General features: G+C 40.2%; 24 protein-coding genes. 1 reads left to right on the plus strand and 23 read right to left on the minus strand.

Going from position 1 to position 23,008, the window contains the following annotated elements:
* Positions 1 to 156 precede the first annotated feature (156 nt).
* The 4 genes from IE199_RS20805 to IE199_RS20820 all read right to left on the minus strand — a co-directional run bounded on the left by IE199_RS20805 (position 157) and on the right by IE199_RS20820 (position 6,125).
* Positions 157 to 657 carry a hypothetical protein gene (locus IE199_RS20805; protein WP_189774654.1) on the minus strand — a complete coding sequence of 167 codons (501 nt, stop codon included), beginning with the start codon at positions 655 to 657 and terminating at the stop codon, positions 157 to 159.
* A 65-nt stretch (positions 658 to 722) separates the two neighbouring features.
* Positions 723 to 3,647, minus strand: a complete 2,925-nt coding sequence (mobF, locus tag IE199_RS20810; RefSeq protein ID WP_189774662.1) for a MobF family relaxase — start codon at positions 3,645 to 3,647, stop codon at positions 723 to 725.
* An 11-nt stretch (positions 3,648 to 3,658) separates the two neighbouring features.
* Positions 3,659 to 5,659: a type IV secretion system DNA-binding domain-containing protein gene (locus IE199_RS20815; protein WP_189774671.1), complete on the minus strand. Its 2,001-nt coding sequence runs from the start codon at positions 5,657 to 5,659 to the stop codon at positions 3,659 to 3,661.
* The gene (locus IE199_RS20820; RefSeq protein ID WP_189774673.1) at positions 5,652 to 6,125 is read right to left on the minus strand and encodes a DUF2683 family protein; all 474 of its coding nucleotides are present in this window, start codon (positions 6,123 to 6,125) and stop codon (positions 5,652 to 5,654) included. The genes IE199_RS20815 and IE199_RS20820 overlap by 8 nt, the downstream gene beginning before the upstream one ends.
* 373 nt (positions 6,126 to 6,498) lie before the next feature.
* Between IE199_RS20820 and IE199_RS20825 the strand changes: the two genes are divergently transcribed.
* Entirely contained in the window at positions 6,499 to 6,744 is a 246-nt protein-coding gene (locus IE199_RS20825; RefSeq protein WP_189774675.1) for a hypothetical protein, read from the plus strand.
* An 89-nt stretch (positions 6,745 to 6,833) separates the two neighbouring features.
* On the opposite strand, the gene IE199_RS20830 is transcribed toward IE199_RS20825, so the two are convergent.
* From IE199_RS20830 to IE199_RS20920, 19 genes are all read right to left on the minus strand, one after another.
* On the minus strand, positions 6,834 to 8,021 hold the full coding sequence (locus IE199_RS20830) for a toprim domain-containing protein (RefSeq protein WP_189774677.1): 1,188 nt from the start codon (positions 8,019 to 8,021) through the stop codon (positions 6,834 to 6,836).
* Positions 8,022 to 8,221: 200 nt separating this feature from the next.
* Positions 8,222 to 8,962 (minus strand): excalibur calcium-binding domain-containing protein, encoded by a 741-nt coding sequence (locus tag IE199_RS20835; RefSeq protein WP_189774679.1) that lies wholly within the window; start codon positions 8,960 to 8,962, stop codon positions 8,222 to 8,224.
* 483 nt (positions 8,963 to 9,445) lie between these two features.
* Positions 9,446 to 10,270, minus strand: a complete 825-nt coding sequence (locus tag IE199_RS20840) for a CsgG/HfaB family protein (protein WP_189774681.1) — start codon at positions 10,268 to 10,270, stop codon at positions 9,446 to 9,448.
* Positions 10,271 to 10,598: 328 nt separating this feature from the next.
* On the minus strand, positions 10,599 to 11,420 hold the full coding sequence (locus tag IE199_RS20845; RefSeq protein WP_189774683.1) for a methyltransferase: 822 nt from the start codon (positions 11,418 to 11,420) through the stop codon (positions 10,599 to 10,601).
* Positions 11,421 to 12,125: 705 nt separating this feature from the next.
* Complete coding sequence (locus tag IE199_RS20850) at positions 12,126 to 12,449, minus strand: hypothetical protein (RefSeq protein WP_189774685.1); 324 nt, start codon at positions 12,447 to 12,449, stop codon at positions 12,126 to 12,128.
* A gap of 38 nt (positions 12,450 to 12,487) precedes the next feature.
* Complete coding sequence (locus IE199_RS20855; RefSeq protein ID WP_189774687.1) at positions 12,488 to 12,814, minus strand: helix-turn-helix domain-containing protein; 327 nt, start codon at positions 12,812 to 12,814, stop codon at positions 12,488 to 12,490.
* Positions 12,815 to 12,852: 38 nt separating this feature from the next.
* Positions 12,853 to 13,308: a JAB domain-containing protein gene (locus IE199_RS20860; protein WP_189774689.1), complete on the minus strand. Its 456-nt coding sequence runs from the start codon at positions 13,306 to 13,308 to the stop codon at positions 12,853 to 12,855.
* A 779-nt stretch (positions 13,309 to 14,087) separates the two neighbouring features.
* Positions 14,088 to 14,414, minus strand: a complete 327-nt coding sequence (locus IE199_RS20865; RefSeq protein WP_189774691.1) for a hypothetical protein — start codon at positions 14,412 to 14,414, stop codon at positions 14,088 to 14,090.
* A 1-nt stretch (position 14,415) separates the two neighbouring features.
* The gene (locus tag IE199_RS20870; protein WP_189774693.1) at positions 14,416 to 14,607 is read right to left on the minus strand and encodes a hypothetical protein; all 192 of its coding nucleotides are present in this window, start codon (positions 14,605 to 14,607) and stop codon (positions 14,416 to 14,418) included.
* 70 nt (positions 14,608 to 14,677) lie between these two features.
* Entirely contained in the window at positions 14,678 to 14,965 is a 288-nt protein-coding gene (locus tag IE199_RS20875) for a hypothetical protein (protein WP_189774695.1), read from the minus strand.
* A 52-nt stretch (positions 14,966 to 15,017) separates the two neighbouring features.
* Complete coding sequence (locus IE199_RS20880; RefSeq protein ID WP_189774697.1) at positions 15,018 to 15,155, minus strand: hypothetical protein; 138 nt, start codon at positions 15,153 to 15,155, stop codon at positions 15,018 to 15,020.
* A gap of 75 nt (positions 15,156 to 15,230) precedes the next feature.
* On the minus strand, positions 15,231 to 15,467 hold the full coding sequence (locus IE199_RS20885; protein ID WP_189774699.1) for a hypothetical protein: 237 nt from the start codon (positions 15,465 to 15,467) through the stop codon (positions 15,231 to 15,233).
* A 710-nt stretch (positions 15,468 to 16,177) separates the two neighbouring features.
* Positions 16,178 to 16,417: a hypothetical protein gene (locus IE199_RS20890; RefSeq protein ID WP_189774701.1), complete on the minus strand. Its 240-nt coding sequence runs from the start codon at positions 16,415 to 16,417 to the stop codon at positions 16,178 to 16,180.
* A 48-nt stretch (positions 16,418 to 16,465) separates the two neighbouring features.
* Positions 16,466 to 18,103: a DNA sulfur modification protein DndB gene (locus IE199_RS20895; RefSeq protein WP_189774704.1), complete on the minus strand. Its 1,638-nt coding sequence runs from the start codon at positions 18,101 to 18,103 to the stop codon at positions 16,466 to 16,468.
* Between the two features lie 61 nt (positions 18,104 to 18,164).
* Positions 18,165 to 18,533 carry an ArdC-like ssDNA-binding domain-containing protein gene (locus IE199_RS20900; protein WP_189774706.1) on the minus strand — a complete coding sequence of 123 codons (369 nt, stop codon included), beginning with the start codon at positions 18,531 to 18,533 and terminating at the stop codon, positions 18,165 to 18,167.
* Between the two features lie 77 nt (positions 18,534 to 18,610).
* Positions 18,611 to 18,925 carry a hypothetical protein gene (locus tag IE199_RS20905; RefSeq protein WP_189774708.1) on the minus strand — a complete coding sequence of 105 codons (315 nt, stop codon included), beginning with the start codon at positions 18,923 to 18,925 and terminating at the stop codon, positions 18,611 to 18,613.
* A gap of 643 nt (positions 18,926 to 19,568) precedes the next feature.
* Positions 19,569 to 20,048 carry an antirestriction protein gene (locus tag IE199_RS20910; protein ID WP_189774710.1) on the minus strand — a complete coding sequence of 160 codons (480 nt, stop codon included), beginning with the start codon at positions 20,046 to 20,048 and terminating at the stop codon, positions 19,569 to 19,571.
* 664 nt (positions 20,049 to 20,712) lie between these two features.
* A complete protein-coding gene (locus IE199_RS20915) occupies positions 20,713 to 20,940 on the minus strand; it encodes a hypothetical protein (RefSeq protein ID WP_189774712.1) in 228 nt (75 codons plus the stop codon).
* A 167-nt stretch (positions 20,941 to 21,107) separates the two neighbouring features.
* The gene (locus tag IE199_RS20920) at positions 21,108 to 22,853 is read right to left on the minus strand and encodes a DUF4942 domain-containing protein (RefSeq protein WP_189774713.1); all 1,746 of its coding nucleotides are present in this window, start codon (positions 22,851 to 22,853) and stop codon (positions 21,108 to 21,110) included.
* Between the last annotated feature and the right edge of the window lie 155 nt (positions 22,854 to 23,008).

Consider the following 23,008-nt stretch of genomic DNA (forward strand, 5'->3'; position numbering starts at 1 on the left):
AATCAAATCTGACTTCTAGAGCCTATTCTTTCATTGAGTAAGTTCTTTTACTTTAAGCCATTGTCGTCTAGTAAAAAAGGGGCGAAGCGATCACCCCAAGGTTAGAGACTTTATTACTCTCCCACAGCTATTCAAATAATGTACTAATTAAAAGTATCATCGGTAAATATTTTTTTTAACATGATGTTCTCTAGCTGAAAAGGCGATTTTAGTAGGGTTAAATGTGTTTAGGTCTGTCCAGAAAGTAGCCTTCCCCAAACCTCGATTATCACCCATTATAAACAAAGCTAACAACGGAGAAATAACCAATACCAGAGGTATTGCAAGACCAAAACAAAAAGATAGCCTCTTGTGCTTTCCCCTTTCGTTCTCAAATATATATTTAAAAATAATAAGGCTTAGCCCACCAACCACAACAAAACCAATAAATTCGCCTTTAAATAGTACAGCTATCACTAACCAAAAAAATGGTAAGAGCAATCTTATTAGCCATACGCCCCAAGACACTCCTGGTTTGAACATAGCATGCCAAAACACCAGTTTTATTATTACTTTGAATGCAGAAAAATAACTAAGTTTAGTGAAATATATCCTCGCCCAATCAGCAGGGTACTCACGCCCACTTGGTGTAACGAGTTTTTGAACATCTGAAGACATAACTACCTCCTTTTAATTAAATAATGCAAACTTCCTTCGTATTGCGTTTAACCATTCTAACAGATCTAACGAGACTTTTCGTGTTGAGGCTTATTTAGTGTCGTTTTGTGATCCTCATGACTATTCTTAACTGGTTCATGAAATACTTTATCGTGCTCGTAAGTCCTGAATTTATCCTTATCTCCAAGTCCAATTGCATCAAGAAAACTACGATGTTGCAATTCAGGAGTGCGAAGTTGCATAGCTTGGTATTTGGTCAAGTGCTCAACGCCTTCCGTATTTTTTCCATTTCGTTGGATAACACCAGCTTCCAACTCACTTCTATTATCAGTATAAACCGATAATTCAAGTTTGCCTCGCGATATACCCACGTAAAAACTGGGCTGAGTAACCAAATTTCTGCGCCATGATTCAGCCATCAGCATATTTTTATCATCAGTAGCGCCTTGAGCGTTAAACGCGGTCTGCGTGTAATTATGTTGAAACTGTTTATTATCGTCATGCTCTAAGTCTACTTCCCGAATACCCCGCTTACCAAAATCAACAGTCATTACACTCTGTTTAATCTCTTTAATCTGGCCAGTACTCCCGTTTAATAGATTTTCTCGATTGTTTTTGCTTTTCCAAACAATGTTATCTCCAACAGCAATGTTAATAGGAACTTCTTTGTATGCTGTTAAATCAGATTCTTTCATACTGTATAAACTTGGATTAAAACGAATATGCTTTTCTTTGTCATCGATTTGGTTTCTAGGAGACAAAACAAGATCATCACCTTCAACCTTGACGATTGTTAAATAATCACCTCGAGCCATCGGTAAATTTTCAAATCGTTTGTTAAATTTAACGACCATACCGGGTGAGTAGAATTGTGAATGCATTTTCTGGGGGCCATCTACTTTTGAAGGAACTAGAGCGTTTAGCTTTTTATCTTCGCCGGTTATGACTCCTCTATCGCGCATTTCGGCTCTGATCATTTCCGACAGTTTGTACTCACCTTGTTTGTTAGGAACAACTGCCATTGGGAGCTTACCCGTTCTATCAAAATGCTCCATGTATTCACTAACAAAATATTTAAACCTATCTTGTGCCGATTCATGCTCATGAATATATGGTTCAAGCTTACTAAAAGCTTCTCTAATTTGGCCTCGAGTAAACGCCTGAACAGCTCCCAAGTAATCTTGATCGTGCTGACGAATTATATCGTTATTCGTTGTATAACTTATTCCGCCTTTAAGCATCGTAGAAAAAACCCGACCAGCCTCAATCGACGATAATTGCTTTTTGTCACCAATAAACAAGACTCTTGTATTCTTGTTTTCAGTTGCAAGCTTTACCAGTGCCTCTGTATCCCTGCCATTTAAGAGGGTTGTTTCATCTACAACCCAAAGCTGTTTTCCGGTCAAATTCAACTTATCACGCTCAGCCTGAACCAAGAAGGATTTAACGGTTTGTGAAGCAATACCTAATTCGTTACCTAAAGTTTCGGCTTGACTACCGTTTGGCGCCATACCTATCACTTCATAACCGTTTGCCTGTGCCAATGTCGAAATAGGTCTTGTAAGATAAGTTTTGCCTGTTCCCGCAAATCCCTGGAGAGCCATAAACTTATCTTTAGTATTCGCAATGTCGTTAAAACTTTTGGATTGGCTTTTTGTAAAGTTCATCGCATCTTCAATGGAAGCAATTTGGGTTGAATTCGCAAACGATTCATATTTACCCTTACCTCGTTCAATATTGTCTAAAATATTGAGCTCTCTGTTGATTGCTTCAGGCGTAGTGAACATTCCTTTTTCTACCATAGAAGGAATTAAAACATTTTCCTTCACCAGCTGTTCTTGAGCAGCAACAACTTGTTTTAAAGAAAAGCTACCACCAGCAAATTTTAACGAGGCTTGAAGTAAGGCTTCAGCAGAAAAAGCTTGGTCATAATGCGCTAAGATATCTCTGGCCATTTTTACCTGTTCATAAGCACCACCTTTCGATGAAACTGATTCAGTACTTGCTGTACTGACATTGTCTTCGTTTTCAGATATGACAGCTTGATCACTGCTTCCCAATGGTTGCTTTGGATGTAATTCTGGGTCGTTTCTTTTCTTATTTGTATCCTCGACTAAAGCTTCGAAGTTTACACCAAGTTCACGAGCCCTGTTGTCCCAACTATTAATGATTTCTTGAGTTGGAATATTTTTTTTTGATGCCCGAGTTCTGGTGGCTGCTTCGGCCATTTCTTCGGCGGTGTTCAAATCATGTTCTTCAGCATACGATTTTATTTCACTGCGCCTTTGTGAAAACTCATCAATATGATCTTGTCTTATCTCATTTAATTCAAACGTCCCACTTTCTTTATCCCATACGGGTGTATATCCCAACTCTTTTGTGAGTTCAGCAAGTTTGCTTCGATAAACTAGCCCTAATAACATTTTTTGGTGGTAGATATCTCTTGAATAAATGGAACGCCAATCGCTACCATCAACCGACCCAGCATTCATCACAACATTGTGTGTATGAAGTTGCGGGTCCTGCGTTCTGTTTGTCGTATGTGTGAATTGAGCAACAACAGCATTCGGAATATCATAATAAGCTCGCCCTTCGTCGGTGGTTGTTTGTGATCTTAATACATTACTTTCCATGTATTCTAATGCCTCACGCACTGCAATATGATGTGCTTGCATTAAGTCATTATCGCCACCAATCAAAGCAAGAATGGAAACAGATTTTGGCGCTGAGAACGTTAAATCCCAACCTGGCTTATGAACGAACTTTCCGCCAAGCATCCGTCCAAGTTGCTGACCATTGGGTAGGTTACCTTCAAGTATAGATTTAAATGTTTCTGGGTCTACACTGCCTTCCAAACCGAGCAAAGCTGCCCCTTTACCCAACCAGTTACTGTGAATGTCTACGTTATCTTCACCTTTAGTATAATAATCAGCTTTAGCGTAGTATTTCCCCGCTTCGTTTGAACTAGATAAATCTTTAATCGATAGCATGATTATGTCCGTTAATGATTGTCATCAAAATCGAATGAAAGTGGCTCACTTCCAAATCTATCTAGTTCACCGAATTGTTGCCTATTCGCTGATTTATCGTCAGTGCTATAGCCTTCTGGTATGTCAAAGCCAGCTAACGGATCTTGCACCTTATCATCAATAATTTTATTATTGTCTGGTTCATTAAAGCGGTCAGGACTTTCGTCAAAACTACTAGAAACTCTAGCACCTGTAGGATCGGTAACGATGGCGTCTAATCGATGTAATTTATCGGTGTCTTCTATAAACCCTTCTGCAACCGTTTCACGCTCTATATAAGTCAGTTTAAATCTAGAGACAGGTAAACCTTTACCAAACCGTATGAAGCCATTCAAATCAGGCAAAGATTGAATTTCTGAGGGTAGAACTAGCTCCCTTACATGTCTTTGATTGCCATGTTGTGCTCCGTCTCGAATATCCGATGCTCCGTAGGATAAATTACTCGTCGATTCATACATATCTGCTTTACCGAGTTGTTGTGAAGCATACTTCGCCGAGCCTTCATTATTCTGCCTAAAAAAAACGTGTGTAGCACAGCTATCAATCAAAGCGTCTAAACCTTCGAGACCATAGATGGATACTGCTTGTTTGGCACCTTGAAAGCCTATTACTCCGCAGCCACCGTACTTTCTTAATTCTGCGAGTGTCGAACTAAGTGACTCTACCTTATTTAGTGTATGCAATTCATCAAACCACAACCAAATCCTTCTCATGTGATCAGGTTTTAAAGATAAAATTGAACTTGAGGCAATTTCCAACCAAGAAGTGATCAAAAGTTTTAATGAGGCTTCCTGGTCTTTATTAGAGGTGATAAAAATCCAGCCTTTTTGTTCTTCACACATTACCCAGTCACGAATTGAAAACCCTTGTACTTTGTGGTCTTCAAACAGCAAAAATGCCTGTAGTTTTGTCACTATCACACTACGCAAACTGTTTGTTTGTTTTATCACATCCTTATCCATCAATGATTGTGCTAAAGTGTTAGAACATAACGCAACAAGTTCATCCACAGTACAAGTCAGAATAAATTCCGCTAACCTATGAACTGAAGGTGTTTTCTTCTTGGATTCTTTCATTGCCAACGAGACGAATATCAAGCGAGGTGCTTCGTACCAAAATGGATCGCCATTTTGTTCAGGGAAAAGTATATTTGCTACGCGATCGTAGTCGTGTTTGTGGTGACACTCGTTAAACAATGACCAAGGGGCACATCGCGTGTCCAATGGATTAAGAATGATATCCCCTTCTTTGTAAAATTTTTCTACTATTGTTCCGCTACGATCATTGACAATGGCGCGTTCGCCTAGCTTTCTGGCAGCATCACAAAACTTCATATAGAGTTGTGTCTTACCTGACCCAGGAGAGCCAAAAATGGCAAACCCATGTGTTTCAAATGGTTTGGGAATCAATATCCCACCAATATCTACCAAACCAGGCTTAAAGTCATTTTTATATTCTTTGCGTTTAGACAATTTTTTAAGGTGCGCTTTCATGTCCTTCGCTTCAAAAAGTTGACCACCTCTAATTAACTCGTTTTCGATTGTACTCTTACCTTTCCCGACAAAAAATCTCACCAAACCGACAACAAAAATGACAAAAAAAACAGTACTAATAAAAGTAGCTATAGTTAAGTTTTGAATGAAAGCATCGGCCCAATAGTTAACACCTTCATTAGTATAAATAGTGTGTGCTTTAGCTGAAAAACCTTGTCCAAAATCTTCGAAATAATATATATTTTTATGTGGCTTCTCGATGAACTCAACCAGATACCAACTTTGAATCCAATTAAACCAAGCAAAAAATTCAACCTTGTTCGATTTAAACATCATTACTGCAACAAAACATGCGATAAAAATAGACCCACCGGCACCAACAACCCACCAAAATACCTGCTTAAACATCGTTAGATAATGCTTAAAGATTTGACCACCACGAATGGCGTCAACAAGTTCACTGTTATTTCCCTTACCCATGACTATTCTCGCTGTTCGATTTGTTTAAAAAATGCTGTTTAAAATCTAATTCTGCACGTTCAATTAATTTAACCCCCTTCTCTTGTTCAATGTGTAGAGCCAACCTTCTTAAATGAGCAAAAATTCTAATTAAAATTTTTTCATTTTTATTGTCTAACCCTTTTAATTCGGCGAACTGCTCTGGCAGCAGCCCCATCGACTCACTTAAAACATGCAACAGCTCATTGGTCTCATTAACATCAGCAAGGTGAATTTGGACACCAGCTAACCTGATGGCCATATTGACAGCCTGAGACTCCGTTTTGATATTGTGGCGCCTCTTTAACACCCCCAGTATTCTTTTGCAGTCTGTCTCTATTTTAATTTTGTTACGTGTATCCACTGCTGCCATGTCTATTCCATTTTGTCCCACCTTTATATTACAGAATATAACAACATCAAGTTTTTGTATAGTATTTTCATACACCACAAAATTGCATTATAAAAACCAATTTGTCCCACCTTAAACCCGCGCAAAGCGCGGGTTGTTATTAATAGGATGGACATCCATCAGGTGTGAAGAAAATATTCTTTATTATAACGGGGGTAAAACAACCAAGAAAAACCCAGCATCCATGATAAAAAAGGCGTTGCAAAGTGTATCCAGGCGATTAAGTTAAGTATTGTTCGTTACCGCCGAGAGAATAAATATCAATAACAATGTGACATAGATCCATCGAGGACTGTCACAAAAAAAAGTTTTAAATAACCACTGTAAACTTGATATGAAATGTATAAATAAATACACTTATATCGACTAGCACAAGTCAATAAACCGGTTTTAAAAAAGGAAGAAACATATGACTATTTTTAAAAAAGTAGAAAAGAAAGATTGGACGATTAAAGTAGGTTCAACGCAAGACTTAAAAACGCGATACGAAGCCATTCAACAACAATTAGGAAGTCAATCCAGTGGCCTATGTTTTTCTATCGAAGATCAATTAGAAGAACAGGTGAAACTCATAATTACTAAGGCAGAAAAGGAGCTAAAAAAATTGAACTGCGCAACCGCAAACATGACGAAAGAAGCCATTGTTAACGACTGAATGATTCAAACATCCGAGATGAAAAGAACTGTCAGCGTAGATAAAAATATAAGTCTAAAATCGGCCGACAGGCCGTTTTATTTTTATAATTAAGCAGCCCGTAAGTAGTTAAAAACACCACTAACATGCTGTGAAAAACGACCATTGAAATACCGTCCAGTGTCATAAATCTGATTTCGTAAAACATCCAATCCGTCGTGACAATGGACATCATTAGCATCGGTTCCGATAGACGGTGATGGAACGAAAACAAATCCGCCTGATTCTTTAACGGCAAGTGAAGCTTTATAAATCCCGGTGTTGCCACAATGAGGGGTACTGTTGTCATTATCAGCGACATGAACCTTTTTGATAGACGGGAAAACGTCAGAAACGGATTTACTTACTGGGCAGATGTTATCAGCACATAAGCAAACTAAAACAGTTCTACCGGTTGCCAAAAAAATTGACAATCCAGTGGCCAATCCTTCACAAATATATACCATTTCAGACGAGTCATCTAGTGTCCCCAGGGTGAAAAAAAAGCCTGTATGATCAAACCCGACAGTTTGTATTTTGTTCGTTTCCCACTCGGTAGGTTTTAAATGAAATATACGCTGTAACCCACCAAAATCACCATAGATGTTGTACAACGGAAAACACGTAAAATATCCGTTTTTATTAAGGCCGACTTTAATATTAAATTGACCGGCAATATCTTCTACTTTTTTAGATTGTAAGTATGGACTAAACGATTTTGGGTGCAGTAAATGTCTCATTGAATCGAATAAAAGTGGCTCTTTTTGTTGTTCTGAATGAACCCATTTCAAATACCTCTTTTTTTTCGCAAGCGCGACGTTCTGTTGATTCCTTAGGGCTGATTCACTCAAGGAACTCTTCTTTTTACAAGGCACAATATTTCTCGATTTGTATTTTTTGTATTCATCGAAAAGTAGGTTCAATGGATTAAATTTGTTCCAGGGTTTATTGTATTTGTTTTGCATACAAGCAAACACAATAACTGGATATTCAAATGTTTGATCACCATCTCTAAAGACCTTGATGGTTGCAGACACATACGTTCGTCTGTTGTCATGCTTTTCTAAATTGACAATTGATTTACTATTGTCTTTTTTACCATCATAGCAAATATTGTTTTTTGTTAATGCCCAATTAACACGAGAATCTGATGCTAGAGGTGCAATATCTGATTCAAAATAACAAGCGATCGAATGTGCATCTTTACCAATATAGTGCCTTACAAAGTCAGTAAAACTCTTAACCTTATTGTTTTCCATAACAATGTCCAGAATGTGATATACATCATATAAAACAGCAAAATTTGAATGTATTTCATGAAAAAAATGTTGATATCATCAACGCCTCTCCCCACAAGAGTGATAGTAAAGCTGGGGAATACTTTATGTTTTCTACAGTAAAATTATAGCAAAAAAACTAGATTATCACCAACCAAACATCAAATAAAACAGCTGTTTTTTTATTCGCAAACAACGCCATCTTTGTTGCGATCAATCATATATTTGTATGCTGGATGGTTAGCTCTAACAGGAGCAATGTTGTGGTTTCGAGCCTCCATGCAAGAGATGCGGCCATTTCTGTTTGAGTCGTATTTTTGCAACGGATCTAACGGGAACTTTCGAATAGGTTCGCTAGGATTGTCAGCATGTTCAAATACCATTTTAAAACTATCACAAGACGATAAAATTCCTTCGAGCGCTATCGCTTCGGCTTTGTCCACAGATAACTTATATTTCTTTTTTACGAGCACAACAACATAAGAAAACCAGCACTGATTTTTAGATGGTAACCACTCAGCTGCATCATAACCGCATTTACCTCCAGGGCGACATCTATTTATATCAGGTGATGCCAGTGTTAGATTAAGTAAGTCGCTCGCAAATTGCTTTTTGGTTTCTGCAGTTGCTGAACAAAGTCCACTATCATGAGCTTCCGATGCCGCCACAATATGTTCTATATCTGTGTCCTTTGTGGATTCAAAATACGTTCCCGAATATGGGCCATAAATTTTGCCTCCCATGGACTCAACTATAAGAGGCTCTAGCGATTGTGAGTATGGATACTGTTTCTCTTTATTGTACTCAGTACACCGATTTTCATCCGCGATTACCAACCCTCTATAATAGTTTGTAGCGCTCAATTCATGACTAAAACACACTAATAGAAGAATGAGTATTAACTGATTTGATTTGATAAACATGCTTATCTCCAGTGGTTGGTTTTTAACCTTTCTGTGATTAAAGGTATTACAATTATCTAGGGATTAAAGCCACTATTTTTTGTTAAGTGGCTTACTGTAACATACCCATTTGAACGCCCAATATATGACTAAAAAATTGAAAACTATTAAGGTAATGAGTTTCAAAATTCCAGACGTAATAAACACCACCATATATCCCACAAAATATAGTTTTATGGTGTCGATAACAAACCGTCTAATAGCAGTTTTGTTCATTTGTAACCATCATTGTGCATTCTGCGTAACAATCCATTGGTACTAGTTGATACTGAAACCCGATCCAGGTATTCCCTTTGCGACTTTTGAGTGTTACCTCTCCAGTAGACTCAACATAATCAATGATTTTTCCCAAGACAAAATCCGTTCTGTTGTAGGGAAAGTAAAAAAGCTCACCTATCATATTCCACCCTTATTCGATTGATTCATGTAATGTTTCTAGTACATCTATTCAACTGCAACTTCAGTTACAAAATAAGCATCTGACGCGATACTTTTGATTAAATCGAAAACAGAATGATCAACGACTGTACGCATGGCTTCTTCAATCTCAACACTGCCTTTAAACTGACTAGAACCAATCGCACCACCTGAACTACCAAGACCAATTAATCCAAAACTATAATCGTTTTGTTTAGAGTTACTCAGGTATGATTCAGTGTATTTGATGGCTGAAGATTCGACATCTATAAGTCTAATATCAACGCCAATTTTTGCTTTAGTTTGTTTGTTGGAAAATAATCCACCACCGCTACTAAGAAAAGAACCAATACCCGACTTTGCTTCTTCATAGATGAAGCTAGTAATTGACCCAGTAATAATAAAATCACTCGTTTCTGGTTGAAAGGTTTTACCGGCCAGCTCCATTTCCTTTTTGACTTGTTCGATAGTTTCACGATCTAAAATGGTGAAGCACCCAGTAACAGCTAAAGAATGTGAAAGCATAGTACTCATAGATTCGCCTAGCGTTGAAAAATCAGATATCCCCTTGTCAGATAATCGTAGAATTGCAGCCATATTACCGCTAAGTTTTGGCACCCTAGAGCAATTAGTTGCTTTGCACTGTATTTCTGCAATACTGATCTTGGCCACGGGCTGACCACACGTGATAGTTTTTCGAACTTTGATTCGATTACCGTCACTGTCTAACGCTTTTGCGTATACGTTTCCCCTATTTCCACTTTTAGTTGTTTCTGTGCTTGTTCCTGTTGATACGCAACCAGATAGACACACAAAGACGATGACATATATAAATATAAGTAAAGTTTTCATTGTGATTCCCTCAGCAATTAGGTGTATTAAAAAATATATTTATATCGCAGGAAACCACTTAAAATCATACCTACAACTACTATAAATAAAGTCAATCATTACTTTATTACAAAACATAGAAATAATGTATATTTATATACACTTTTTCAAATTCCTTTTATTCCTTATGGCTTTCAATATTTCTTGCTGCTTCTTCCTTGTAAGAATACAGAAATTATCGCATATACCTTCCTTGAATTTATCGCAGTAGCCACCGCAGGGCTTTTTATGTTTCATCATATATATCCTTCTACACGTTGAGTGATAAAAGGAGCTAATCGCCCCTTAATTAATAGGCCCGCTGATTCAATTCTTGTGCGGTTAGATAGATAAGCCGCTGTGTGACCTTTTCTTCAGCGAAGTCCGCCGCGACAAACTCAACAAGAGGTACTTTTGATTTCCAGTTAACAGCGTGTGCGTTACAACCACTAAAACACGTTGGCTCTAAAATAATTCCCGTTTCATCAACAAACTTATTAACCTGTTCGGTAACATTTGATTGGAAATAGTCAACGCCGCTGAACTTAAAGCCAGATAGTTGTTGAGGTAAAATAAAACACCCGCTAGGTGCCATCAAGGTTGCTATCTCAAGCACATTGTAAGCCGCATTATTGCCGGTATAACAAATCCTCTTAGCCGATGAAAAAGTGGAGACAGCACCAAATGGAGGATTAGATATGACATAATCAAACTGACCAAGTGCCAACAGAGAATCAATGTCAGTCACATCCAGTTGCACCCAGGTAGCTTCAGGAACGACTTTCTTGCCAACTGAGACATAATCAGGATTTTGTTCTACACATACTAGCTCGCATGTAACAGACGTTCCCCAGGAAAAAGTACGGGCAAAAGCATAAGATAGAGCGCCAATCCCTGCACACAAATCTAAAATACGAATATGTTTTCGGTTGGGGAATGGACAATACGCACTGAATTCTTGCGCTAGCGCTAAAGGGGTAAAAAAAGCACCACTAACACCTGTGTTATGAGCAGCCGCCTCATGAAAGTGATCTAAAACAAATTCGCGTTCACTATGGTTTAGAATATCACTGTTACAAAGCTCAAGAGCTTTATCATGCAATTGACGATTACGGGTAGAAATTCTAGACATAATATATTCCTCTCCCCTCGTTTATAAAAGTGACTTAACAAGTCGGGGAATACTTGTTAAACACTAGGTTATCTTACCAGAAAACACACCCTTTTGTAAATATTGCAATCAAGTGTATTGTGATAAAAAAGATAAATATATTGTTGGTTTATCGCTTAAAAATGTGAAATGCTTTGGCGGTTGTTCGCGCGGCTTGCCTTGCGGCAGGGGCAAGACCCGAGAGCCTGAGCAGTTCGCCTTAAGCGAAGTGCGACCTAGCGCATCGGACAGAGCCCTTTTAAGAGTGTTCATGCTCAGTATGGAGTCCGCATCCATAAGCCCGCACAGACACTGGGGAAATGCAAAACGGGCAAACTCTAGGCAAACCGTTGTATTTTTTCAGGGGCTGTGCGAGGCTTTCGTTTTTAGATGGGACTCTCTGAGCATGTACACGACAGATGGTTCGATGCGCTAACTTCGATAAAATTACAGAATCTGTAATTTTATACAAATGTGCCAATCACCGATTGGCCACCTTATCAGGCAAGCACTACGCTTGCCCTTCTTTTCAATTAGCGTCATCACCGAAAGGCCGAGACAACGTCTTTTTGTTGGCTCGGTTTGCTCGGCTTGGCCAGAGATTTATCTCGCCGTGAAGACGCTAGCAAATGTTCTAGCGACCTTGCCAAGCGCTAGCCTGGCAAGGGGATTGCCTGTAAACTTCACTTAAGAAGCAACCCAGACAAACTTTCTATCCTTTGGCAGAGGGTGATCATCACTTAATGGATCAACAAGGTATAAACACCTCATCATCACGGCATAGCCGTCACTAGCCTGATACCCCGTTTTCTTTAAATACAAAGCCAATTCAACATGATTCATCGACTTTCTAGTACCAACCGGATAAAAGGTTTTACCGATATAACAACCTTGATCCTTAGGTTGCTTAAACGCATTTTTATCACCAAAAAATGCAGTTTGCGGAACTTCTTCTGCGACCACACCAAACACAAGCGCAGAAAATAACAATGAACTAATAAATTTAAACACGTAAAACTCCTTTTAAACGGTAACTAAATATCAAAACACTAAAGAACCAGAGGCTCCATAGTAACCAACCCTGATTTAAGTAACATGAGTTGCCAGGCCGAAGGTGATATACTTCGATGTTCCTTGCCTTCTACCGTTTCCCACTTACGCACGGCACTTGACCCCTTTACATTCCATTTACAGCCCGTCAATTTGGCTACATCGACCTGACTAAAACCCATTAATTTACGCAAGGCTTTAATCTCAATAGGTGTAGGGAGTATAAAGTTAGGGTGTTCAACCCCTAACGCGCACGGACGATTTTTAAACGCTGCAAAGGTCTCAGGAACCCCTTGACCACTGTAGATAGGTGATGTTTCAGACATGACAAACCCTTCTATAGGGGCTGCGCAGCAGCCCTCAATTAAAGTAAACCACGCTCAGCAAAGCTGGTAAAACCCTCTGAGCCAACAATAATATGATCTAACACCGAGACATCAATCAACTCTAACGCTTTTTGTAGACGATTGGTAATTGTAATATCTGCTTGACTTTCCTTAACTACCCCGCTGGGGTGGTTGTGCGCAAAAATAACGGAGCAAGCGTTGTTTTTAAGCACCAATTCAACAACTACTCTGGGGTACACAGAGGCAGCGTTGACCGTACCAGTAAAGAGTTCAACTGAATCAATAAGGCGATGCTGACCATCTAGCAGTGCTACGCAAAACACTTCACGCGTCGATGTTTCGAATTGTGTTTTAAAAAATGATGACGCTATACAGGTACTAGTCATTGCGTCAGTAGTGCGTACTTTACTTTTTAAAATCGCATGCGCCTGTTCAATAATGTTCAACTCTTCAGCAGAAAATAAATTATTCATGGTGTAGATTCCAGTAATGGGTCATGGACAATTCCCGACCTTCTTAGACATTATACACCGCCCCATAGTGGCGGTCAATACTAATAAAAAATAACAGCCAAATAAAGTAAATTAAAAAAAATGTAGATATTTTTTGAATTATTATTAACAAATGTGAAATGCTTTGGCGGTTGTTCGCGCGGCTTGCCTTGCGGCAGGGGCAAGACCCGAGAGCCTAAGCAGTTCGCCTTAAGCGAAGTGCGACCTAGCGCATCGGACAGAGCCCTTTTAAGAGTGTTCATGCTCAGTATGGAGTCCGCATCCATAAGCCCGCACAGACACTGGGGAAATGCAAAACGGGCAAACTCTAGGCAAACCGTTGTATTTTTTCAGGGGCTGTGCGAGGCTTTCGTTTTAGATGGGACTCTCTGAGCATGTACACGACAGATGGTTCGATGCGCTAACTTCGATAAAATTACAGAATCTGTAATTTTATACAAAAGCGCCAATCTCCGATTGGCCGCCTTATGAGGCAAGCCACCTCTTGCCGTGCTTTTCAATTAGCGTCATCACCGAATGGCCGAGACAACGTCTTTTTGTTGGCTCGGTTTGCTCGGCTTTGATAGAGATTTATCTCGCCGCGAAGACGCTAGCAAATGTTCTAGCGACTTTGCCAAGCGTTAGCCTGGCAAAGGGATTGCCAATACCTTTAATGCGAGATATGTTAAATCGGTACCATAACATGAAGATTAGCGTAACTCGAAATGTCATTGCACGTTCAAAATTGCTCAATGAGCAAATCAATAGAAGCACCATAAACAAAAACCAGTAACCACAACACTTAGACCAATGAACGTGGGTAAATAAAATCTTATCGACTTTCCTTTAGACAAAAAAACCTTCCTTAAGGTATGATTTAATGAATTACTTCTGCTTTCTTCAACTCGCAACGTTGCCTTGTAGCTGTCAAAAATCATCGAACAATTTTCATTTTTAGTTGCTAATAGAGCAAGGGTACTAGCAAACAACAAAGACTGTAGTACCTTTTCATTTGGGTTAACATCTTTAGAAAACCTTGCCTCTAGTAAATCGATTATTTCATTGGCCACTTTGCTTGAATCTGTCATATTACATTCCTTCATTAGATTGAGTTGATCGACGGGTAACGGTGTACCCACCATAGCCAACAACATATTGTCCCTTTACGTTAGCGTTATCATTTCCATACACCCATAAAATATCACCTCTAGCAATGAGCTTAGCTAGCAATGACTTTATCGCACTATTTGAGCAAGTTGAGATCAGTGTTTGAATATCCATCCTCGGTTCCCTTTAAATATGTTTAATTGGTATTGGCGCTTGTAAGCGCCATAAGCCATTCAAAGAATGGCTAATCGCCAAAATAATCCATGAAAGGTTCATCTAGACACCAATCATTGTGTAAAACCGCCCATTCTATATCGTGAGGCAGTTGATAATATCGAACAAAATCATTGAGTGTACGAGCCATGAACAACATAATTTGTGAAGTTGAAGGCGTGTAAACGCCAAGGTTAAATTGGCTATATGTCCAATTGTAAAAGTCACATAATAGCGCTTGGTTAAAACCATCTAACGCCCGTTTTATCGACGGTTTCTGTTCAGCGTAAAGTTCAGCGAATGATGAATAAGAATACATATAAAAATCCTCTCCCCACGTTAATAAGTCGGGGAATACACATACAAGTTAATTAGCGCGGATTACTCCAATACAGCAAGGCGCATATTAATGAAAAGCCAACCAGACAAAAAGCGGCTATTGAAGTCATCTCTGACCTGTCTTTTTTATTCATGTCATCTTCATGCTCTTTCCAAGATTTAAATTTCATGTTACTAACCTTTTTCAATGAATAGCCTGATACCATTATTGTAAATATGCGCCCTTAGTTCAAGGACGCAGTCGATTATTTATTGAACAACCCCAAATGGTTGAAAATAGTGGTTAACAGTGATAACCCTGTGACCATTGCTGTGACGCGCATAATGTAACGTCCGGTTCTTTTGCTGCGGATTTCCTCCTTGATCAGCTCAAGCTGTGCTTCCTGCTTAATTTTTTCCAGCTGCAAAATATCAATTTCAAGGCGTAGCTTTTTTTGTTCTAAACGAACGCTGGTTCTATTTTGAATATCCGATAAAGCCATGTCATGCACTCCACTCCCCACGTTAATCGAAGTTAGGTAAATCGGGGAATATTCACCAAATCAATAGATAAATAATACCAGAAAACACACTCTTTTGTAAACACATAAATGTAGTATCTTGAGAAAAAAAGATAAATATATTATTGGTTTATCGCTTAAAAATGTGAAATGCTTTGGCGGTTGTTCGCGCGGCTTGCCTTGCGGCAGGGGCAAGACCCGAGAGCCTGAGCAGTTCGCCTTAAGCGAAGTGCGACCTAGCGCATTGGACAGAGCCCTTTTAAGAGTGTTCATGCTCAGTATGGAGTCCGCATCCATAAGCCCGCACAGACACTGGGGAAATGCAAAACGGGCAAACTCTAGGCAAACCGTTGTATTTTTTCAGGGGCTGTGCGAGGCTTTCGTTTTTAGATGGGACTCTCTGAGCATGTACACGACAGATGGTTCGATGCGCTAACTTCGATAAAATTACAGAATCTGTAATTTTATACAAATGTGCCAATCACCGATTGGCCACCTTATTAGGCAAGCCCTACGCTTGCCCTTCTTTTCAATTAGCGTCATCACCGAAAGGCCGAGACAACGTCTTTTTGTTGGCTCGGTTTGCTCGGCTTGGCTAGAGATTCATCTCGCCGCGAAGTCGCTAGCAAATGTTATAGCGACTTTGCCAAGCGTTAGCCTGGCAAAGGGATTGCCTTCGTCTTTTGTTATCCTCAACCATCTTCATCAATAAAAATTTTTGGATCACGCGAAATCGTCAGTTTCACTTGGGTTGGAGTTTTGTCTTTACCAAGCGCTAGTGTTCCTAACCAGACTTCAGACGTAGGTACCGATTCATCAATGTCTTTGATTAAAGATTGAAGGTAACTGTTAAACAAAGGGGACTCTTTCGCAAATTGCTTGATTAAGAAGATATCATCTTCATACTCTGGATTTGTTAAGGAATGAGGCATTTTGGTTCTCCAAATAGCGTCCCTGACGAACATCAGGGACGGACAAAGTTACTCTACACAAAACACAAGGTTATTAACCTCGACAATAGGCGATGGAATCAAAGCACCTAGCCGCTCAAGAACGACATAAGCACCTAGCTTTATACCATTAGCGGTAGGATTCATCGTACCATCCGTGTTGACGATTCTTTCTCGCCACACATCGGCCGTCTTCAAGACTGGTAAAGTACTCAAGCAGTTAAGTTCGTAAAATGTTGGCACTGGACAAGGCCCTTTTAAGTCAGGAATGAGAGGATCTGACATATAGTCATCAAATTCCATACAAATCGAACGAGAGGCCATAGCGACAGCATGAAGAAACACCGCATGTGTATTAACTTTGTTAATACGAGAATCCGTCAAGCTTTGGGACGTTCCTTGCATCACATCCTCTTTTAATCCACCAGCGGTGTGGTCGATCAACGCTTTGAACCAATTCACCAAGAGCAGTTTGTACAGGTTAATGTCAGCATCTGATAACCCATTGGCTTTTTTATCATTTAAACAAGTAACCATTTCAGCTGCCTTTTTCAGCGCGGTAATACTCCAGACTTTTGAGGATTTTGCGCTAGGACTTGCTTTTTCAAACTCAACGGCATGTTTAAAACCAGCCTCTTCTATGGCATCAACAATTAGGCGATTAAGTGTGTTAGTGCGGTCAAACAAAACACTAAGCGCCTTAGGTGGTTTGACCATTTTGTCGTTAATATCGGCGAACATCTGCTGCGCCCTTGCTAAGCCTTGGTCATAGAACAACACCACAGAAATAGATTGGTCTTTAAAATGCGGGCAACGAGTAAGTATTTCTTGAATACTCGCCCCACGATGTTGGCCGTCAGCTAACAGCATCACTGCACCAATTGGAATTTGCACCATCCCCAGATTTGCGAAGCCCTTAACGGGTTCAAAGCGCATCGTCTGACTCACTGAGGCGGTTAAAGCAGGTAAGGTGTAATCATGTTGGCGTGCTTCCATGTAATCGGCAATGGCTTTGGCGCGTTTATCATTGAGTACGCGTTGTGCTCGCAGTTCAACGGGTACTTCTTCTTCATTGAATTTAAATAGTTGAGGCACTTGAGCAAAAGGAATTTGCACAGTGTAGTAGATATCGGCTCCCATTTTTCCAGCAATAGCAGGCAGTGAAAAGCAAGCTCCAGCAAAATGTTCAGTGGCGCGCTCCAATTCGGCTCTAGCCAGTGTAGCTTCTTCCCGTTCTTTAAGCTTGACAACGTCTAATTCAAGTTTGAGTGCTTGCCCTGGCTCCGTGTATTGTTCAATCCAATCATCAAAACCGATATCGTGCAGAGAAAGCTCTTTGAGTAATGCGTGATGGCTTTTAAGCCCCTTTTTGTTGAGTTCGATGAAGGATTCATCAGAATGGACATAGACCTTATTTAAATAATCTACCATCATCTCTGTGAGCAGCTTTTGTGTGTTGATCGCTTGTACAAAATTCCACAATCCTTTGACGGTATCACCCTTTTTAAGCTCGCTAAGATCACAAAGTGAAGAAACATCATAGTCATTCACATTGATGTAGTTTTCATTAAAGTTTGCTCGTGATTTTGAAAGTGCGTTCACGTAGTCTTTGTGTAGACCTAGGATTTTATCGTCTCTGGTAAAACGGATGTATTGAAGGTTTTTCATGGTATGTATTCTTCCTTAAATGTGTGTAATCAAAATAATGTGTTATATGGCATGGCCATGGTTAAGCACGTCTTTCGACTTGTCCGGCATGGAACAAACAACACATTGGGTAAAATTCATAACTTGCTTGTGTTACTTCATCGTTGGCTGCCTTCTTCGCGGCCACCTTGACCGGCTTTGACCAGATACGGAAAGACTTTTCATTTCTGCGTACTTTAAAGCCCAGTTCATTCCATTCCTTGAGCGTATGGAATTCTGTTTGCTGGGTACTATGGCGGTGCATATTCAAAAGCACTTCATTGATCGGTGGCTTCACGCCCTGTGTTGCTTCGATTTCTTGTTGCGTAAGCCGCGCAATTTCGCTTAAACGAATAAGCTCTGCCCGCTCTGCTTTTATTGGTCTGCGCTTAGTTTGCTGTTGAGTTGTCATGACTCATCCTCTCCCCACGTTAGAAGTGGCAATAAAGAGTTCGGGGAACACTCCTTATTGCCATGAATCAATTTGAGTTATGCATCCGCTCTTTTGAGCATTGCGTTTGAGACTGGAATATTTTGACAAACACCTGAGAAATAGCTGGTTAACCAATAGCTATCTGCAAACACAAAAAGTACTTTGTCTTTGGTGTTTCGGGCAATTGCTGCTGCGGGTTCGTCGTTCTTGCATCTGACAACCACCACTTCACCGTTAATTTTATCTTTGTTTTGCTCTAAAAAATTGACAATGGCTGTCGGCATTTCTTTGTACATCACCCGCGCGTGATAATCAGCCAAAAGTTTGTTCGCTTTGTTCAGTAATGAAGATTTATCTTTTTCGGTTAGCATGTAAAGCTCCCTATCCTCTCCCCACATTAGAAAAAGCACAAAACAAGTTGGGGAATACTTGCTAAGTACTGGGTTATCTTACCACAAATAACACCCGTTTGTAAACATCTACAGCAACAATATAGTGATAAAAACGAACAATAAAATATTGGTTTTTCTCTTAAAATGTTGAAATGCTTTGGCGGTTGTTCGCGCGGCTTGCCTTGCGGCAGGGGCAAGACCCGAGAGCCTGAGCAGTTCGCCTTAAGCGAAGTGCGACCTAGCGCATCGGACAGAGCCCTTTTAAGAGTGTTCATGCTCAGTATGGAGTCCGCATCCATAAGCCCGCACAGACACTGGGGAAATGCAAAACGGGCAAACTCTAGGCAAACCGTTGTATTTTTTCAGGGGCTGTGCGAGGCTTTCGTTTTTAGATGGGACTCTCTGAGCATGTACACGACAGATGGTTCGATGCGCTAACTTCGATAAAATTACAGAATCTGTAATTTTATACAAATGCGCCAATCACCGATTGGCCACCTTATCAGGCAAGCCCAACGCTTGCCCTGCTCTTTCAATTTTATTGCCAAGCGCTAGCCTGGCAATAAAATTGCGCGCGATTCTTCGCGTCGCTGCCAAGGGTGGCAAGCCACCCTATCTGATATCAATCGAGTAAGTAAAAAATTTGCCTTACTTCCTCGGCTAGGTCGCTGTCACTTTCTGCAATGTCATACAAAGCATCACGCAGACGATGAAAGAAATCAGACACCACAAGGCAAACATTTGATTTAGTTGATACCAATGAAAAACTAAGATGACTAAGAACATACAAGTTAACCGCCAAAGATAGCGCTGTCATAGATAAGTTGCACTGGCGGCCATTGGTTTCACAAAACGCTTCAACAATGCATTCATCTTCAAATACCATCGCCTTTGCACCATTTGGGAAGGTGTAGAAATTCCAGTGCCCCCCCGAGTACTGGCCTTGACTCAGTTTTTCCATCACTGTGTAGATTGCGTTTTCAAATGAAATAATAGTACATACATCATTAGCAACCATCGAAGGTATAAAATCTTCTCGCTCTTCACACGGACACTGAGTGGCGGTAGCAACAAGCGTTGATAAGGTAGTAGATTTACTCATATTTATTCCTCTCCCCTCGTTTATAAAAGTGACTTAACAAGTCGGGGAATACTTGTTAAACACTAGGTTATCTTACCAGAAGATACACCCTTTTGTAAATATTGCAATCAAGTGTATTGTGATAAAAAAGATAAATATATTATTGGTTTATCGCTTAAAAATGTGAAATGCTTTGGCGGTTGTTCGCGCGGCTTGCCTTGCGGCAGGGGCAAGACCCGAGAGCCTGAGCAGTTCGCCTTAAGCGAAGTGCGACCTAGCGCATCGGACAGAGCCCTTTTAAGAGTGTTCATGCTCAGTATGGAGTCCGCATCCATAAGCCCGCACAGACACTGGGGAAATGCAAAACGGGCAAACTCTAGGCAAACCGTTGTATTTTTTCAGGGGCTGTGCGAGGCTTTCGCTGTTAGATGGGACTCTCTGAGCAGGTACACGACAGATGGTTCGATGCGCTAACTTCGATAAAATTACAGAATCTGTAATTTTATACAAAAGCGCCAATCTCCGATTGGCCGCCTTATGAGGCAAGCCCTACGCTTGCCCTGCTCTTTCAATTAGCGTCATCACCGAATGGCCGAGACAAAGTCTTTTTGTTGGCTCGGTTTGCTCGGCTTGGCTAGAGATTTATCTCGCCGCGAAGACGCTAGCAAATGTTCTAGCGGCCAATCTACGATTGGCAATTGCCTAACGAATGCACTTGATCAATAACATGTGCAATGACTTTATTTCTACCGAGACTAAAACTTATTAAGGAAAAACCTGCCTTTAACACCTCTTTTTGAAATGTCCTCTCATCTACTGCATTAAGATAAGCTATTAACCCTTTGATATCTCCGCTTGTCACATAATCTAACACGTTACGCGGTAGAAGGTCAGGAACTGAAAACAACAACATAGAACGGACCCCATTCATTAAATAAGAAAAATGTTATTTAGCATTGGGCGTTAGCCCAATGAAAAGAGGTTGGCAAAGAGCAGGAGCAACGCGACTTCCTTTATACCGCACAACCTCGACCAAAAAGAAAATGACTCTCCAAGCGTTAGCCTGGAGAGTCATTGCAACTAAGCGACCTTACTGACCAATAGCGGTACACTCGCGGTAGTGACTTTCATATCATCACTGATCGCCCATATAGCATCTGACACCGTCCTTTTAGCCTCTGTCTCGGTGGCAAAATCCTCCTTGCAGCGTACCCAACCAAGCACACGCGATACGGTCACATTAAAGCGCAACATCGCCTCTTGATTAAACGATAAGTGCCTGTTGCCGTTTTTATAGAATCTAATTTTAAGCAATTCAATGACATCTCCCGTTGGTGTTGTCCCCATGATCGAGACTTTATCGCCATACCCTACGTATTCATAACCTGTATTTGCATACACGTTGCTGTAACCCAGCAGCATAAACACCACGATCAGATCATTGGTAAAATGGCGCGCCCCTTCGTTTAAACCCTTCTCATAAGAGTTGCTGCCAAAATTGCTCCAATTGCTGTGTATAAAGCGGTAATCTAATAAATACTTGGCCTTTTTTTGGGTTTCATTATATCGCCAATCATCTTTTACAACGTGCTGATTCGACACATAGTAACGAGAGATAGCGTCTTTACTGGTGAGGTTTTGAAAAACGTCGATTAAGCTTTGCTCTATCAACTCATTGGCGTAAGCGACAGCATATTGCACAATATACAAGGCGTTGGTGTAGGTAAAATCAAGCGCATTAGACGATAACGTTTTAAGTAATTGTTGCCTGTGTTTTGTTGTCAAACGATTTGAAATAGCATCCAACTTATCAAACAACAGCGACCAATACACGTTACGATAACCAAACATTTTTTCTTTAGCGCCTTTTCGCATCCCATCATAATCAACGCCAAGTTCTTGTAATAAATTGGGGTCAATTTGGCTAATGAGTTTGTATTGCTCCAATGTATTGGCTAAATCGATTTCATAATTATCCAATAATGCCCATAACACACCTTTTGTTTTCACCAGTTCGTAGCTCTCACTCCCTTCTGTTTCCATGGCTTTTCTGATCCGTTCACGCTGCTCGTATTCACTGAACTTTTCATTTGTGCTTGAGTAAGTTTTTTTAAGCCCCAATTCATTTTCAATAAACAATTGAAACGGGTCTGTGCCTTGTTGATCAACAGACGGTTTATAATTTCTGCCTCTAAAACGGGCGTTCTCTTGTGCATCTTCGTCGAGGTTTTGAAAACTAAAGCGAATAATTTCAACTTTAGCCCGTGCCTGTCGGTCTGCTGCTAAAAAATCATCCTTAGCCAGAACTTTAGTTTGCTTAATGCCGCGAATTTTGATGGCCTCAGCAATTGCAGGACAATCAGCCCAACGCTCTGGCACTATTGCATACAAAACACCAAATGCTAGATGACTGATTAAGGTTGATAACCAGTAGTTAAAATCAGAATACGGTGGATTAACAAAAGCAATGGTGCAGTTTTTAGAAATAAAGTTCACTTGGCTAAATTCAGTGCCAAGCAAGGTGATCCCTTTTTCTCGATAGGTCGCTGTGTGAATAGGCGCTTTTTCAATCGCGTAGGGGTCGATTTTAAAATATTCATCCTCGCTGAAGCTTTCTTTAATGGCCTGTAACACGCGACCATCACCTGCCCCGATATCTAACAGTTTGACGGTTTCACGATAGCGCCCCGTAAAATCAAACCGCCCTTTTAGCGACTTAATGTCACTCACAACAGTCTTTATTTGGTCGGCGGTTGTCGGATAAAATTCGAAGTCTTGGTTGTTATTTTTGAGTTCTTGAACAAGTCTTAAGGTAGATACGCTCATGTGTTTTTATTCCTCTCCCCACGTTTAAAAAAGTGACTTAACAAGTCGGGGAATACTTGTTAAACACTAGGTTATCTTACCAGAAAACACACCCTTTTGTAAATATTGCAATCAAGTGTATTGTGATAAAAAAGATAAATATATTGTTGGTTTAT

This window comes from Thalassotalea marina, assembly GCF_014656435.1.
Taxonomy (GTDB): Bacteria; Pseudomonadota; Gammaproteobacteria; order Enterobacterales; family Alteromonadaceae; genus Thalassotalea_C; species Thalassotalea_C marina.

Bases quoted from the DNA above. Each gene is read 5' to 3' on its own strand.
- IE199_RS20805 (WP_189774654.1), bottom strand. From the start codon at position 657: ATGTCTTCAGATGTTCAAAAACTCGTTACACCAAGTGGGCGTGAGTAC.
- mobF (WP_189774662.1), bottom strand. From the start codon at position 3,647: ATGCTATCGATTAAAGATTTATCTAGTTCAAACGAAGCGGGGAAATAC.
- IE199_RS20815 (WP_189774671.1), bottom strand. From the start codon at position 5,659: ATGGGTAAGGGAAATAACAGTGAACTTGTTGACGCCATTCGTGGTGGT.
- IE199_RS20825 (WP_189774675.1), top strand. From the start codon at position 6,499: ATGACTATTTTTAAAAAAGTAGAAAAGAAAGATTGGACGATTAAAGTA.
- IE199_RS20830 (WP_189774677.1), bottom strand. From the start codon at position 8,021: ATGGAAAACAATAAGGTTAAGAGTTTTACTGACTTTGTAAGGCACTAT.
- IE199_RS20835 (WP_189774679.1), bottom strand. From the start codon at position 8,962: ATGTTTATCAAATCAAATCAGTTAATACTCATTCTTCTATTAGTGTGT.
- IE199_RS20840 (WP_189774681.1), bottom strand. From the start codon at position 10,270: ATGAAAACTTTACTTATATTTATATATGTCATCGTCTTTGTGTGTCTA.
- IE199_RS20845 (WP_189774683.1), bottom strand. From the start codon at position 11,420: ATGTCTAGAATTTCTACCCGTAATCGTCAATTGCATGATAAAGCTCTT.
- IE199_RS20855 (WP_189774687.1), bottom strand. From the start codon at position 12,814: ATGTCTGAAACATCACCTATCTACAGTGGTCAAGGGGTTCCTGAGACC.
- IE199_RS20860 (WP_189774689.1), bottom strand. From the start codon at position 13,308: ATGAATAATTTATTTTCTGCTGAAGAGTTGAACATTATTGAACAGGCG.
- IE199_RS20865 (WP_189774691.1), bottom strand. From the start codon at position 14,414: ATGACAGATTCAAGCAAAGTGGCCAATGAAATAATCGATTTACTAGAG.
- IE199_RS20870 (WP_189774693.1), bottom strand. From the start codon at position 14,607: ATGGATATTCAAACACTGATCTCAACTTGCTCAAATAGTGCGATAAAG.
- IE199_RS20875 (WP_189774695.1), bottom strand. From the start codon at position 14,965: ATGTATTCTTATTCATCATTCGCTGAACTTTACGCTGAACAGAAACCG.
- IE199_RS20880 (WP_189774697.1), bottom strand. From the start codon at position 15,155: ATGAAATTTAAATCTTGGAAAGAGCATGAAGATGACATGAATAAAAAA.
- IE199_RS20885 (WP_189774699.1), bottom strand. From the start codon at position 15,467: ATGGCTTTATCGGATATTCAAAATAGAACCAGCGTTCGTTTAGAACAA.
- IE199_RS20890 (WP_189774701.1), bottom strand. From the start codon at position 16,417: ATGCCTCATTCCTTAACAAATCCAGAGTATGAAGATGATATCTTCTTA.
- IE199_RS20895 (WP_189774704.1), bottom strand. From the start codon at position 18,103: ATGAAAAACCTTCAATACATCCGTTTTACCAGAGACGATAAAATCCTA.
- IE199_RS20900 (WP_189774706.1), bottom strand. From the start codon at position 18,533: ATGACAACTCAACAGCAAACTAAGCGCAGACCAATAAAAGCAGAGCGG.
- IE199_RS20905 (WP_189774708.1), bottom strand. From the start codon at position 18,925: ATGCTAACCGAAAAAGATAAATCTTCATTACTGAACAAAGCGAACAAA.
- IE199_RS20910 (WP_189774710.1), bottom strand. From the start codon at position 20,048: ATGAGTAAATCTACTACCTTATCAACGCTTGTTGCTACCGCCACTCAG.
- IE199_RS20915 (WP_189774712.1), bottom strand. From the start codon at position 20,940: ATGTTGTTGTTTTCAGTTCCTGACCTTCTACCGCGTAACGTGTTAGAT.
- IE199_RS20920 (WP_189774713.1), bottom strand. From the start codon at position 22,853: ATGAGCGTATCTACCTTAAGACTTGTTCAAGAACTCAAAAATAACAAC.